This is a genomic window from Achromobacter sp. FW305-C-28 (assembly GCF_058783235.1).
The window spans coordinates 257,325-270,075 of sequence record NZ_JBYSYL010000005.1 but is presented as its reverse complement, the minus strand read 5'-3'; the positions used below and the strand labels follow the sequence as shown (position 1 = coordinate 270,075).

Below are 12,751 nucleotides of genomic sequence, written 5' to 3'. Positions count from 1 at the left end.
GGGAACCGGGCCAGGCCCGGCAGGAGAATGCAATGCCGATGTTCCAATCTGTGTTCCGAACCACGGCCGGCGCCCTGGCGTTGGCCGTGTCCTGCCTGGCCCACGCCGGCCCCACCCTGGACACCGTCAAGAAGCGCGGCTACGTGCAATGCGGCGTGTCCACCGGCATCCAGGGTTTTTCCGCCCCCGACAGCAAGGGCAACTGGCAAGGCCTGGACGTCGATCTGTGCCGCGCCATCGCCGCCGCCGTCTTCAACGACGCCAGCAAGTTCCGCCTGTCGCCGCTGACCACCCAGGCCCGCTTCACCGCCCTGCAATCCGGTGAAGTGGACGTCCTGACCCGCAACGTCACGCCAACGCTGGCGCGCGACACCACGCTAGGCCTGCTCAGCGTGGCGGTCAACTACTACGACAGCCAGGGCGTGATGGTGGCCGCCAAGCTGGGCGTCAAGACACTGAGGGAACTGGACGGGGCCACGATCTGCGTGCAGCCTGGCACGGTGACCGAACTGGCCCTGGCCGACTGGTTTCGCGGCAAGAACCTGCACTTCAAGCCCGTGGTGATCGACAAGTACGACGAAATCGTGCGGGCCTTTTCCGCCGGTCGCTGCGATGCGTTCACGTCAGACAAATCTCAGTTGGCCGCCTCGCGCACCACGCTCGAGAATCCCGACAGCTACGTGATCCTGGACGAGAACATCGCCAAGAGCCCGCTCGGCCCCATGGTGCGCCAGGGCGACGAGAACTGGCTGAACGTGGTCCGCTGGACCTTCTATGCCTCGCTGGAAGCGGAAGAATTCGGCCTGACCTCGGCCAATGTGGACAGCCAATTGAAAAGCGCCAATCCCAACGTACAGCGCATCCTGGGGGTCACGCCCGGCATGGGCCGCAACCTGGGGGTGGACGACAAGTGGGCGTATTCGGTGATCAAGCAAGTCGGCAATTACGGCGAAAGCTACGAGCGCAACCTGGGCAAGGCCAGCGCCATGAAATTGCCGCGCGCACTCAATGCCCAGTGGCATGAGGGCGGGCTGATGTACGCGTGGCCGGTGCGTTGACGTCGGCGCTTCCGGGTCAAGCGGCGCGCGCCCCGCGCCGCCACCACAGCGCCTCGAACAGCCACAGCAACGGCCAGGCCAGCAACAGCACGGCCAGCAGGGTCGGCATCCAGGGCACGGCCGTGCGGCCGCCCTGCAACAGGGCCGGGCTGTAGAGCAGAAAGGCCGAGACAAAGCCGCGCGACCAGATATCGCGAAAGCTCGGGCCGCGGCCCAGCGCCGCGGCCAGCATGCAGACCAACACGAAGATCACGTCGCCCGCGCCGAGATACCAGGCAGGCAGCACCTGGGCATCGAGCGCACGGGTGCAGGCGATGGCTGCCAGGATCGCGCCCAACACCAGGGCGCGCGCCAGCCGCAGCGATGAGCCGGCGGGGCGGGAGGTCGTCGCCCCCGGATCAGTCACGCGTTTCCAGCGCTTTGTTGATGCGCAGCGCCAACAGCGTGCAGGCCGTGCCGGACAAGAGATAGATACTGACCGCCACCAGCCCGAAGCGCGCCGACAGCCCCAGCGCCACCAGCGGCGCGAAGGCCGCGCCGATCAGCCAGGCCATGTCGGTGGTGAGCGCCGCGCCGGTGTAGCGAAAGCGCTTGCTGAAGTTGGCCGTGACGGTGCCGGACGCCTGGCCATAAGACAGGCCCAGCAGCGCGAAGCCGATCAGGATGAAGGCATCCTGCGCCTTGGGGCTGCCCCCCAGCAGCCAGGGCGCGAACAGCGCGAACACGCCGATCAGCCCCGCCAGCAGCCCCAGCGTCGTACGCCGCCCGATGCGGTCGGCGATCAGCCCCGAGGCGATGGTGCCCAGGATGCCGACGAACGCGCCGATGATCTGCACGATCAGCACGTCGGATATCTGTTGCGTGGCGCTGACGGCGATCCAGGACAGCGGAAACACGGTCACCAGGTGGAACAGCGCATAGCTGGCCAGCGCCGCAAACGCGCCCAGGAACAGGTTGTAGCCCTGCTCGCGAACCATCTTCGTGGTGCTGATGGGTTCAAGCTCACCCTCTTCGAGCAGCTGGGTGTATTCCTCGGTCAGCACCAGGCGCAGTCGCGCGAACAGCGCCACCACGTTGATGGCAAACGCCACGAAGAACGGATAGCGCCAGCCCCAATCAAGGAAGTCGGCTTCGGTCAGGGTGATGTGCAGGTACAGGAACAAGGCGCTGGCGATCATGAAGCCGATAGGCGCGCCCAGTTGGCCCAGCATGGCGTACCAGCCGCGGCGATGCGGCGGCGCATTCAATGCCAGCAGCGACGGCAGGCCGTCCCAGGAGCCGCCGAAGGCCAGGCCCTGCAAGCAGCGGAACACGGCCAGCAGCACGATGGCATGCGCGCCGATGACGTTGTAGCCGGGCAAGAACGCCATGCCCACCGTCGCCGTGCCGAGCAGGAACAAGGCGGTGGTGAGCTTGGTGCCGCGGCCCCAGCGTCGCTGAATCGCCATCGACAGCGCAGTGCCGATAGGCCGCGCAATGAAAGCAAACGAGAAGATGACGAAGGCCCAGAGCGTGCCTTCCAGCTGCGGCTCGAACGGAAAGAAGACGCGCGGAAACACCAACACGCAGGCGATGCCGAAGACGAAGAAGTCGAAATACTCAGAGGCGCGTCCGATGACGACGCCGACGGCGATCTCGCCAGGCGCCACCTTGGCGTGGCTGGGCGCGGCGCCCGCCGACCCCGGCAGGGGCAAGGGGGAGACGTGACCGGGAACCTGCGTGGTGGTCGCCATGTGATTGCTCGCTGAAAGGAAGTTTGAAAGACGCCTTGTCTACGCTTTTGCAATACACCGGTATGCACGGCCGCCAAAGGCTTTGCAGGCCGCGGCTCGACAGTGCCCGGCCCCGCCCCGCACGCCTTTGACGTGCATACTTTTGCTCTTTTTACCCTAGATTTTTCGCGGCTTCCAGCGTAGTGTTGCGTTTACCTCCCACGGTTACGTTTCGAGGTATGGCCATGCCGTCTTTCCCCAGGCTTAGTGGATTGATCCTGTTTGCCGCCCTGCCATTGCTCGCCGGATGCAATGCGGTGTTGCTCTCGCCATCGGGCGACGTCGCGCTGCAGCAGCGCAACCTCATCATCATCTCCACCGGCCTGATGCTGCTGATCATCGTGCCGGTGATCTTCCTGACCTTCCTGTTTGCATGGCGCTACCGCGCCAGCAACCGCGACGCCCACTACGACCCGGACTGGAACCACTCCACCATGCTGGAGCTGCTGATCTGGGCCGCGCCGCTCCTGATCATCATCGCGCTGGGCGCCCTGACCTGGGTCAGCACCCACCAGCTGGATCCTTACCGGCCGCTGGCGCGCCTGTCCGAAGGCCGCGAGGTGCCGCCCGGCACCAAGCCGCTGGTGGTCGAAGTGGTGGCGCTGGACTGGAAATGGCTGTTCCTGTATCCCGAACAGGGCATCGCCACCGTCAATGAAATGGCCGCCCCCGTCGACCGCCCGATCCAGTTCAAGATCACCTCGTCGACGGTCATGAATTCGTTCTTCGTGCCTGCCCTGGCCGGCCAGATCTACGCCATGCCCGGCATGCAGACCACGCTGCACGCGGTGATCAACCACCCCGGCGACTACGAAGGCCTGTCGGCCAACTACAGCGGCGCGGGCTTCTCGGGCATGCGTTTCCGCTTCCATGGGGTGGACGCGCAGGGTTTCGATAAGTGGGTTGCCGATGCGCGCGCCTCGGGCAACGCGCTCAGCCGCGAAACCTACCTGAAGCTTGAGCAGCCCAGCGAACGCAACCCCGTGCAGCGCTACGCCAGCGTGGCGCCCGGCCTGTTCGACGCCATCGTCAACCGCTGCGTCGAACCCAACCGCATGTGCATGAAAGACGCCATGGCGATCGACGCGGACGGCGGCATGGGCATTCCTGGCGCGCACAACATCGCCAGCCTGGATGCCGCCACGCGCGAACGCCTGGGCCTGACCGACACGCCGCCGCGCAAGTACGTAGGCGCGATGTGCACGTCAGCCGCCGAATTGACGATGTAAGGCCGGCCCGGCGCACCGGTCCGGCCGCATGAAATCAAGGTCTTCACCCTGGAACCGAGATGACTGATCAACCAGACCTCACCAAGCTGATCTTCGGTCGCCTGACCTGGGATGCCATCCCCTTTCACGAGCCCATCCTGCTGATCACCTTCCTGATGGTGGCGGTGGGCGGCGTGGTGGTGCTGGGCGCCATCACCTACTACAGGAAGTGGGGCTACCTGTGGCACGAATGGTTCACCAGCATCGACCACAAGAAGATCGGCATCATGTACATGATCCTGGGCATCGTGATGCTGCTGCGCGGCTTTGCCGATGCCATCATGATGCGGCTGCAGCAGGCCGTGGCCTTCGGCGATTCGACCGGCTACCTGCCGCCGCACCACTATGACCAGATCTTCACCGCCCACGGCGTGATCATGATCTTCTTCGTGGCCATGCCCCTGGTCACGGGGCTGATGAACTACGTGGTGCCGCTGCAGATCGGCGCACGCGACGTGGCTTTCCCGTTCCTGAACAACTTCAGCTTCTGGATGACCACCGGCGGCGTGGTGCTGGTGATGATGTCGCTGTTCGTCGGCGAATTCGCCCGCACCGGCTGGCTGGCGTATCCGCCTTTATCAGGCATCGCGCAAAGTCCCGACGTAGGGGTCGATTACTACATATGGGCCTTGCAGATCGCGGGGGTCGGCACATTATTGTCAGGGGTGAACCTGCTGGTCACCATCGTCAAGATGCGTGCGCCGGGCATGTCGCTGATGCGCATGCCGATCTTCACCTGGACCGCGCTGTGCACCAACGTGCTGATCGTGGCGGCCTTCCCGGTGCTGACCGCGGTGCTGGCGCTGCTGTCGATGGACCGCTACGTGGGCACCAACTTCTTCACGGCCGACTTCGGCGGCAACGCCATGATGTACGTGAACCTGATCTGGATCTGGGGCCACCCCGAGGTCTACATTCTGATCCTGCCGGCGTTCGGCATTTTCTCGGAAGTCGTGGCCACCTTCTGCAGCAAGCGCCTGTTCGGCTACGCGTCGATGGTGTACGCCACGGTCGTGATCACGGTGCTGTCGTACCTGGTGTGGCTGCATCACTTCTTCACCATGGGGTCCGGGGCGAGCGTGAATTCGTTCTTCGGGATCACGACAATGATCATCTCGATTCCCACCGGGGCCAAGATCTTCAACTGGCTGTTCACCATGTACCGCGGCCGCATCCGCTTCGAAGTGCCGATGCTCTGGACCATGGGCTTCATGGTGACCTTCGTGATCGGCGGCATGACCGGCGTGCTGCTGGCGGTGCCGCCCGCCGACTTCGCGCTGCACAACAGCCTGTTCCTGATCGCGCACTTCCATAACGTCATCATCGGCGGCGTGCTGTTCGGGCTGATGGCCGGCATCACCTACTGGTTCCCCAAGGCCTTCGGCTACAAGCTGGACCCGTTCTGGGGAAAGTGTTCGTTCTGGTTCTGGCTGGTGGGCTTTTACTTCGCCTTCATGCCGCTGTACGTGCTGGGGCTGATGGGCGTGACCCGCCGCGTGAACCATTTCGAGGACATGTCGCTGCAGATCTGGTTCCAGGTGGCCGCGTTCGGCGCCTTCCTGATCGCCATCGGCATCGCCTGCTTCCTGATCCAGCTGGTGGTCAGCTACCGCCGCCGCGAATCGCTGCGCGACCTGACCGGCGACCCCTGGAACGGCCGCACGCTGGAATGGTCGACGTCATCGCCGCCGCCCAACTACAACTTCGCCTTCACCCCGCGCGTGCATGACCAGGATGCGTGGTGGCAGATGAAGCAGCACGGCTACCAGCGCCCGCAGAACGGCTTCATTCCCATCCACATGCCCAAGAACACCTGGGCGGGCATCGTGCTGGCGGGCATCAGCGTGGTGATGGGCTTTGCGCTGATCTGGCACATGTGGCCGCTGGCGGTGCTGTCGTTCGCCGCGCTGATCATCGTGTCCATCGTCCATACCTTCAACTACAAGCGCGAGTACTACGTGCCGGCCGACGAGGTCGTGCGCACGGAAGACGCCCGCACCCACTTGTTGGCGAAACATGTCTGATACCCTGGCCCCCACCCTGCCTGGCGGCGCCACGCCGCCCCCGGAGCCCGTCTTCCACGTGCCCGGCGAACACCACCCGAAGAACGGCACCCTGCTGGGCTTCTGGGTCTATCTGATGAGCGACTGCCTCATCTTCGCCTGCCTGTTCGCCACCTACGGCGTGCTGGGGCGCAACTACGCGGCCGGGCCGTCGGGCGCCGACCTGTTCGACCTGCCGCTGGTGGCCGTGAACACGTCGCTGCTGCTGCTGTCGTCCATCACCTACGGTTTCGCCATGCTGGAAATGCGGCGCAACCGGGTGGGCGCCACGCAGGGCTGGCTGGCGGTCACCGGCATCCTGGGGCTGGGCTTCCTGTGCCTGGAACTGTATGAGTTCGCGCACCTGATCCACATCGGCGCCGGGCCCCAGCGCAGCGCGTTCCTGTCGTCGTTCTTCACGCTGGTGGGCACGCACGGGCTGCACGTCACGTTCGGCATCGTCTGGCTGGTGACCATGATGGTGCAGGTCCGCATGCATGGCCTGATTCCCGAAAACCGGCGCCGGCTGATGTGCCTGTCGATGTTCTGGCACTTCCTGGACCTGATCTGGGTCGGCGTGTTCACCTTTGTCTACCTGATGGGAGTGCTGCCATGACCGCCCATGCCAACCACGCTGGCCACGGCGGCCACGGCCACGACCACCACGACGACGATGACGGCGCCGCCCACGGCACGCTGAAAAGCTACGTCACCGGCTTCGTGCTGGCGGCCATCCTGACGGCGATTCCGTTCTGGCTGGTGATGGGCCGCGTGTTCGACAGTTCGCGCACCACCGCACTGATCATCCTGGCCTTCGCGGCGGTGCAGATCGTGGTGCACATCGTGTACTTCCTGCACATGGACGCCAAGTCCGAAAGCGGCTGGAACATGTTGGCGTTAATATTCACCCTGGTGCTGGTCGTGATTACGCTCAGCGGATCCATCTGGATCATGTATCACTTGAACTCCAACATGATGCCCATGTCCATCCACGACATGCGGAATATGCCCTGATGTGATGGCGGCAATAAAAGACTCTTCCCTACCCGGCGACACCCCCCGCAATCCCCGCAAGGCAACCACCCTGGTCGTACTCGGGGTGATTGCCGTTGCGCTGTTCGCGGGCCTGTGCGCCCTGGGCACCTGGCAGGTGCATCGGCTGGCCTGGAAACAAGGCCTGATCGCGCAGGTCGACCAGCGCGCCCATGCGGCCCCCACGCCCGCCCCCACGCGGGCCGACTGGGCCGCCCTGAATTCCGACAACGCCGAATACCGCCGTGTGTCGGCCTCCGGCGTCTACCACTACGACAAGCAGACGCTGGTGCAGGCAGCCACCGAGCTGGGCAGCGGCTACTGGGTCATGACGCCCCTGCAGCTGGCGGATGGCGGCGGCACGGTGCTGGTGAACCGCGGCTTCGTGTTGCCCGAGTGGCGCAAGAGCCAGGCCGCCGGCCAGGCGCAAGCCCAGGCCGAGGCCGCGGCGGCCCCGGTGCAGGTCACCGGCCTGCTGCGCATGGGCGAGCCGGGCAGCGGCTTTCTGCGCAACAACGATCCGGCGTCCAACCTCTGGTATTCGCGCGACCTGCCAGCCATTGCAGCGGCGCGCGGGCTGACGGCGTCGGACGTGGCGCCCTACTTCATCGACGCGGATGCCGCCCCCGGCGCCGGCCGCGATCCGGCCAAGGCGCCCGTGGCCGGCCTGACGGTGCTGACCTTCCCCAACAACCACCTGGTGTATGCCATTACCTGGTACGCCCTGGCCGCCATGATCATCGTGGGCGCGGCCATTGTCGTGCGGGAAGAACGACGCCTGCGCGGGCGTCGCGGCTAAGGCAAACGCGACCGTCTCCGCGCCCGTGGCTGGGCGCTCAGACCGAGCTGGCAATTGCCGTAAATAGCCAGAAATTCGACCAAATTGCCGGAAAATAGACCGAACTGGTCTACACTAGAGTCTGGGAACACCGCTGGGCGCCTCGCCTAACGTGCTGTTCCCTTTGTTTTTTCCACCCATACTCTAGGAGTTTTCCGGATGAAAAAGACGTTGCTCGCAGCCGCAATGTTGACCACCTTTGCAGGCGTCGCTCAGGCAGAAACGTCAGTCACTCTCTATGGTGTCATCGACACCGGCCTCGGCTACAACAAGATCAAGGGCGATGGCTATGACGGCAGCAAACTCGGCATGATCAACGGCATCCAGGCCGGCTCCCGCTGGGGCCTGCGCGGATCCGAAGATCTGGGCGACGGCCTGCGCGCCGTGTTCAAGCTGGAAAGCGGTTTCGATTCGGGCAACGGCTCGCGCGCCCAGAACGGCCGCCTGTTCGGCCGCCAGGCCACCATCGGCCTGACCAGCGACGCCTGGGGCACCGTGGAATTCGGCCGCCAGGCCACCGTGGGCTCGAACTATCTGGCCGACATCGACCCCTTCTACACCAGCTACACCCAATCCAACCTGGGCCTGGGTTTCAGCGCGGCCAACACCATGCGCTGGGACAACATGGTCATGTACCGCAGCCCCTCGATGAGCGGCTTCGAGTTCGCCGCGGGCTACTCGTTCAACGCGGACGACACCAACGCCAACGAAACGGGCTTTCGCACCGCCGACAACTCGCGCGGCATCACCGTCGGCGCGCGCTACGTGCAGGGCCCCCTGAACTTCACGCTGACCTACGACCAGCTCAACGGCTCGAACCGCGCCGCCATCGACCACGATGCCACCCCGCGCCAGTACGCCGCCGGCATCTCGTACGACCTGGAAGTCGTGAAGCTGGCCGCCGCCTACGGCCGCACCACCGACGGCTGGTTCGTCGGCCAGGACTTGCCCGGCGGCACGCCGTTCAGCGATGAATTCGGCACCAACCGCTACGTCGACGGCTTCAAGGCCAATGCCTACATGCTGGGCGCGACCCTCCCCGTAGGTGGCGCCAGCAGCGTGTTCACGTCGTGGCAGCACGTGTCGCCGTCCAACGACCGCCTGACCGGCGGCGATGCCAACATGAACGTCTGGAGCGTGGGCTACACCTACGACCTGTCCAAGCGCACCAACCTGTACGCCTACGGCTCGTACGGCAAGGACTACGCGTTCATCGACGGCCTGAAGAGCACCGCGGCCGGGGTCGGCATCCGCCACGTGTTCTAAAGCGCCATGGCGCGCCTGTGCAGCCTTCGTCCCGGAGGCTCGCCATAGGCGCGCCGAAACATCGCAATGAAGGCGCTGTCGCTGGCATAGCCCACCGAATGCGCCACTTCCGTCACCGAGACACCCTCGGCCAACCGGGCCCGCGCGATCAGCAAGCGGCACTGGGTGCGCCAGCGGGTGAACGGCAGCCCCGTCTCGGCCAGGAAGGCCCGCGCCAGGGTGCGGCCGCTGGCGCCCACCTGCCTGCCCCAGTCTTCGATGGACCGCGGGCAGGCCGGGTCGGCCAGCAGCGCTTGCGCAATCGGCGCCAGCCGCCGGTCGCGCGGCATCGGCAGATGCAGCGGCGCCGTGGGCGCCGCCGCCAGTTCATCAAGCAGGGTCGCCACCAGGCGTTGCCGAACCACGTCCAGCGCCTGGTCCGACGGCCATTGCGTGATGCGCACAATCATCTCGCGCAGCAAAGGGTTCACGTCCAGGATGCCCGGCTGCCGCGGCAGATTCGGAAAGACATCCACGTCGAAATACAGGCTGCGATAGGCGAACGCGCCCTGCATGACCGTGCGGTGCAGGCATCCTGCCGGCAGCCAGGCCGCCTGCAGGGGCGCCAGTTGCCCCACCCGATCCGCCAGATACAAGGTCACCCCGCCCTGCACCTGATACAGCAGTTGCGCGCGCCGATGGGCGTGCCAATCCGAGGCATGGGCCCGGGTATCGATGGCCTGGCCCACGACAGGACAGACGACGCTGTCGGGATCTTCGACTGAAGTGGGGGAATAGACAGGCATGTCCGATTGGCGATGTTTTATGGCGAGATGTCGTGATTTTGCGCAAAGCCGGCCCGATACGCTAGGGTCCTTTTGCCGCACCGCTTCGCCATGCCTCACACCGCTACCCCTTCGTCCGCGCCCGCACTGCCCCCGCGCTGGCTCATCATCGCGCTACTGGCCCTGCCCCAGATCGCGGAAACCATCCTGGCCCCGGCCCTGCCGGATCTGGCGCGCCACTGGCGCCTGGACGCGGCCGCCACCCAACCCGTCATGGGCATTTTCTTCGTGGGCTTTGCCTGCGGCGTCCTGGTATGGGGCCAACTGGCCGACGCCTGGGGCCGCCGCCCGGCGTTGCTGACCGCGCTGGCCATCAGCCTGGCGGGCACGCTGGGCGCCGTAGCCGCGCCGACCTATGCGTGGCTGCTGGCCGGGCGCTTCGTCCAGGCGTTCGGCCTGGCCGCGTGCTCGGTCGTCACGCAGACGCTGCTCAGGGACTGCCTGGCCGGTGAGCGCCTGACGCGCTACTTCGTGACGCTGGGCGCGGTGTTGGCATGGTCTCCCGCCGTGGGGCCGCTGACGGGGCAACTGGTGGCGCAGCGCCAGGGCTATGCGGGCGTGCTGGCGGTGATTGCATTGGCCATTGCCGGGCTGTTGCTGTTCGCCGTGCGCCACTGGTGCGAAACCCGCCCGGCTGTCACCGCCGCGGTGCCGCTGGCGACGCTGGCGCGCCAGATGCTGGCCGACGCCGATCTGCGCCTGGCCGTGCTGCGCGTGGCGGGCCTGAACCTGCTGGTGTTCTCTTTCTATGCCGCGGGGCCGTTCATGACCGGCGAACTGCCCGGCCTGGGATTCGGCTGGGTGGGGCTGGGCGTTGCCCTGGCCGGCACGCTGGGCGCGATGCTGAACCGCGTGATGCCCGCCGCCATGACGGCGGCCACGCGGGTACGCCATGGCCTGCGCGGCGTGGCGCTGGGCGCGGTGGCGCAAGCCGTGGCCGTGTGCTGGCGGCCGGAACCGGGCTGGCTGTGGGCGGCGGCGGCGCTGCCGATCTTCGTGGGGGTTGGCCTGGCTATTCCCAATCTGCTGGGGCCCGCCTTGCGCCGCTATGGGCATTGCCTGGGACGGGCCGGCGCGCTGTTCGGGCTGGCCTATTACAGTTTGCTGGGCCTGGGGCTGGCAGCCAGCGCGTGGCTGCCGTTCGACACGCCGCGGCCGCTGTCGGCCGCCTGGGTGGCCGTGGCCCTGATACTGATGGTGCTGCGCGCGCCGACAATTTTGTCGCGCACATGACACGTGCAATGATCACGCAACACGGTTCCGTCATCATTGGATACTTCTCTGATCAATCCCCCCTCGACGCCCATGTCCCGCACGCCTTCCCCCGTTGCTCCCTTGCCCTTTGCCGCGCGCTGGCGCCCCGCCCTGCGCGTGCTGGCGCTGGCCTCGTTGCCGCTATGGCTGGCCGCCTGCAATGGCAGCAGCGACGATGACGACGCCCCGGCCCCCACGCCTCCCGTCGCGGAAACCCCCGCGCCGCCGCCTGTCGACACCCGCAACCAGGCCTACCTGACCGCCAAGACGGGCGACGTGCTCAAGGTGCGCATCGAAGAGCTGCGCCCCACCCAGGCGGCCATCGGCTACGACCAGATCTACTACAAGCTCGGCCGCTGGCAGGGTGACTTCGCCCGCCCCACCTGGGCCGGCAACGCCGTCAACCAGCTGGACTATGTGAACCGCACGGTCGGCAAGAAATTCAGCGACTACTGCGAAGACATGGGCGGCACCACGGCCGTCGCATTCACTTCGGTCGCCCAGGCCCAGGCCGCCCGCCTGGACAAGCCCGACAGCTTCGGCTGCACCGCCGCCCCCGGTAGCGACCCCACCAACCTGAAGACGGTGGTGATCGGCTGGGATGGCAATCTGTACCTGACGGACGGACACCACACGTTCTCGTCCTTGCGTGAAATCTTCGACGGCGGCCCCAAGCTGCCGGTGTGGGTCAAGGTCAGCGCCAACTACAGCACCTTGGGCACGTCCTCCGCGTTCTGGCAGCGCATGGTCGACGAGCGCCGCGCGTGGCTGCGTGATGGCCAGAACCAGCCGATCACGGTGGACCAGTTGCCGTCGCGCGTGGGCATCGCCAACGCCCAGGAAGCCGGCGGCATGCAGGAAGACCGCTACCGCTCGCTGGTGTATTTCACCCGCGACATCGCCTACAGCAACGGCAGCCTGCCGGAATTCGCCGAATTCCTGTGGGGTGACTGGCTGCGCCGCCAAGTGGCAGGCGGCCAATTGGCCGGCCTGGACGCGTACGCCATGGTGGCCCCGGCCACGCCCGCGCAGATTCTGACGGTCAGCACGCTGAGCGCGGCGCTGGCGCCCACCGGCGCCAACGATGGCTACGCCGCCGCCGTGCGCAATGCCGCCTTGAAGATGACCGCGCTGGCCGACACCGACATCGTGTTCCAGGACAGCACCGCCGCCAGCCTGGGCCGCATTGTGCTGGTGGCCGGCGCCGCCAGCGGCACGCCCACCAAGGCGGCGCGCGACGCGCTTGAAGAACTGCCGCGCAACGACGTCAAGACCAACGGCGACCCGCGCACCGCAGGCAAGCTCTGGTATTCGGTGAACTACCGCGCCTGCGGCAAGCCCGCCGCCGGCACCTGCTGGGGCTGGTAGGCGAGCGGCCTGGCGCGGCGTTTTCACAT

At 66.2% G+C, this 12,751-nt stretch carries 12 protein-coding genes; 9 read left to right on the top strand and 3 right to left on the bottom strand.

Going from position 1 to position 12,751, the window contains the following annotated elements:
- Positions 1–38: 38 nt before the first annotated feature.
- On the top strand, positions 39–1,058 hold the full coding sequence (locus AC3WMR_RS15480; protein WP_492264509.1) for an amino acid ABC transporter substrate-binding protein: 1,020 nt from the start codon (positions 39–41) through the stop codon (positions 1,056–1,058).
- Between the two features lie 16 nt (positions 1,059–1,074).
- Here the strand turns inward: AC3WMR_RS15480 and AC3WMR_RS15475 are convergent, their stop codons facing one another.
- On the bottom strand, positions 1,075–1,464 hold the full coding sequence (locus AC3WMR_RS15475) for a hypothetical protein (RefSeq protein ID WP_492264316.1): 390 nt from the start codon (positions 1,462–1,464) through the stop codon (positions 1,075–1,077).
- Complete coding sequence (locus AC3WMR_RS15470) at positions 1,457–2,791, bottom strand: MFS transporter (RefSeq protein WP_492264317.1); 1,335 nt, start codon at positions 2,789–2,791, stop codon at positions 1,457–1,459. The genes AC3WMR_RS15475 and AC3WMR_RS15470 overlap by 8 nt, the downstream gene beginning before the upstream one ends.
- A 224-nt stretch (positions 2,792–3,015) precedes the next feature.
- Here AC3WMR_RS15470 and cyoA point away from each other — a divergent pair, with 224 nt between their 5' ends.
- The 6 genes from cyoA to AC3WMR_RS15440 all read left to right on the top strand — a co-directional run bounded on the left by cyoA (position 3,016) and on the right by AC3WMR_RS15440 (position 9,276).
- A complete protein-coding gene (gene cyoA, locus AC3WMR_RS15465) occupies positions 3,016–4,059 on the top strand; it encodes a ubiquinol oxidase subunit II (RefSeq protein ID WP_492264318.1) in 1,044 nt (347 codons plus the stop codon).
- 59 nt (positions 4,060–4,118) lie between these two features.
- Positions 4,119–6,122, top strand: coding sequence for a cytochrome o ubiquinol oxidase subunit I (gene cyoB / locus AC3WMR_RS15460; RefSeq protein ID WP_492264319.1), 2,004 nt, complete (start codon positions 4,119–4,121; stop codon positions 6,120–6,122).
- On the top strand, positions 6,115–6,756 hold the full coding sequence (gene cyoC / locus AC3WMR_RS15455; protein WP_175191214.1) for a cytochrome o ubiquinol oxidase subunit III: 642 nt from the start codon (positions 6,115–6,117) through the stop codon (positions 6,754–6,756). The genes cyoB and cyoC overlap by 8 nt, the downstream gene beginning before the upstream one ends.
- Positions 6,753–7,154: a cytochrome o ubiquinol oxidase subunit IV gene (cyoD, locus tag AC3WMR_RS15450; RefSeq protein WP_492264320.1), complete on the top strand. Its 402-nt coding sequence runs from the start codon at positions 6,753–6,755 to the stop codon at positions 7,152–7,154. Before cyoC ends, cyoD begins: the two co-directional genes overlap by 4 nt.
- A 4-nt stretch (positions 7,155–7,158) precedes the next feature.
- Positions 7,159–7,971 carry an SURF1 family protein gene (locus tag AC3WMR_RS15445; RefSeq protein ID WP_492264321.1) on the top strand — a complete coding sequence of 271 codons (813 nt, stop codon included), beginning with the start codon at positions 7,159–7,161 and terminating at the stop codon, positions 7,969–7,971.
- A gap of 198 nt (positions 7,972–8,169) precedes the next feature.
- Positions 8,170–9,276, top strand: a complete 1,107-nt coding sequence (locus AC3WMR_RS15440) for a porin (RefSeq protein WP_492264322.1) — start codon at positions 8,170–8,172, stop codon at positions 9,274–9,276.
- Here AC3WMR_RS15440 and AC3WMR_RS15435 read toward each other — a convergent pair.
- Complete coding sequence (locus AC3WMR_RS15435; RefSeq protein WP_492264323.1) at positions 9,273–10,061, bottom strand: AraC family transcriptional regulator; 789 nt, start codon at positions 10,059–10,061, stop codon at positions 9,273–9,275. The genes AC3WMR_RS15440 and AC3WMR_RS15435 overlap by 4 nt on opposite strands.
- A gap of 90 nt (positions 10,062–10,151) precedes the next feature.
- Here AC3WMR_RS15435 and AC3WMR_RS15430 point away from each other — a divergent pair, with 90 nt between their 5' ends.
- Both AC3WMR_RS15430 and AC3WMR_RS15425 read left to right on the top strand, forming a co-directional pair.
- Positions 10,152–11,333: a multidrug effflux MFS transporter gene (locus tag AC3WMR_RS15430; RefSeq protein WP_492264324.1), complete on the top strand. Its 1,182-nt coding sequence runs from the start codon at positions 10,152–10,154 to the stop codon at positions 11,331–11,333.
- A gap of 72 nt (positions 11,334–11,405) precedes the next feature.
- Positions 11,406–12,722, top strand: coding sequence for a ParB/Srx family N-terminal domain-containing protein (locus tag AC3WMR_RS15425; RefSeq protein WP_492264325.1), 1,317 nt, complete (start codon positions 11,406–11,408; stop codon positions 12,720–12,722).
- The last annotated feature ends 29 nt before the right edge of the window (positions 12,723–12,751 follow it).

What these genes read in the sequence shown, in the direction of transcription:
- AC3WMR_RS15480 (WP_492264509.1), top strand. Translation starts at nt 39, where the DNA reads ATGTTCCAATCTGTGTTCCGAACCACGGCCGGCGCCCTGGCGTTGGCC.
- AC3WMR_RS15470 (WP_492264317.1), bottom strand. Translation starts at nt 2,791, where the DNA reads ATGGCGACCACCACGCAGGTTCCCGGTCACGTCTCCCCCTTGCCCCTG.
- cyoA (WP_492264318.1), top strand. Translation starts at nt 3,016, where the DNA reads ATGCCGTCTTTCCCCAGGCTTAGTGGATTGATCCTGTTTGCCGCCCTG.
- cyoB (WP_492264319.1), top strand. Translation starts at nt 4,119, where the DNA reads ATGACTGATCAACCAGACCTCACCAAGCTGATCTTCGGTCGCCTGACC.
- cyoC (WP_175191214.1), top strand. Translation starts at nt 6,115, where the DNA reads ATGTCTGATACCCTGGCCCCCACCCTGCCTGGCGGCGCCACGCCGCCC.
- cyoD (WP_492264320.1), top strand. Translation starts at nt 6,753, where the DNA reads ATGACCGCCCATGCCAACCACGCTGGCCACGGCGGCCACGGCCACGAC.
- AC3WMR_RS15445 (WP_492264321.1), top strand. Translation starts at nt 7,159, where the DNA reads ATGGCGGCAATAAAAGACTCTTCCCTACCCGGCGACACCCCCCGCAAT.
- AC3WMR_RS15440 (WP_492264322.1), top strand. Translation starts at nt 8,170, where the DNA reads ATGAAAAAGACGTTGCTCGCAGCCGCAATGTTGACCACCTTTGCAGGC.
- AC3WMR_RS15435 (WP_492264323.1), bottom strand. Translation starts at nt 10,061, where the DNA reads ATGCCTGTCTATTCCCCCACTTCAGTCGAAGATCCCGACAGCGTCGTC.
- AC3WMR_RS15430 (WP_492264324.1), top strand. Translation starts at nt 10,152, where the DNA reads ATGCCTCACACCGCTACCCCTTCGTCCGCGCCCGCACTGCCCCCGCGC.
- AC3WMR_RS15425 (WP_492264325.1), top strand. Translation starts at nt 11,406, where the DNA reads ATGTCCCGCACGCCTTCCCCCGTTGCTCCCTTGCCCTTTGCCGCGCGC.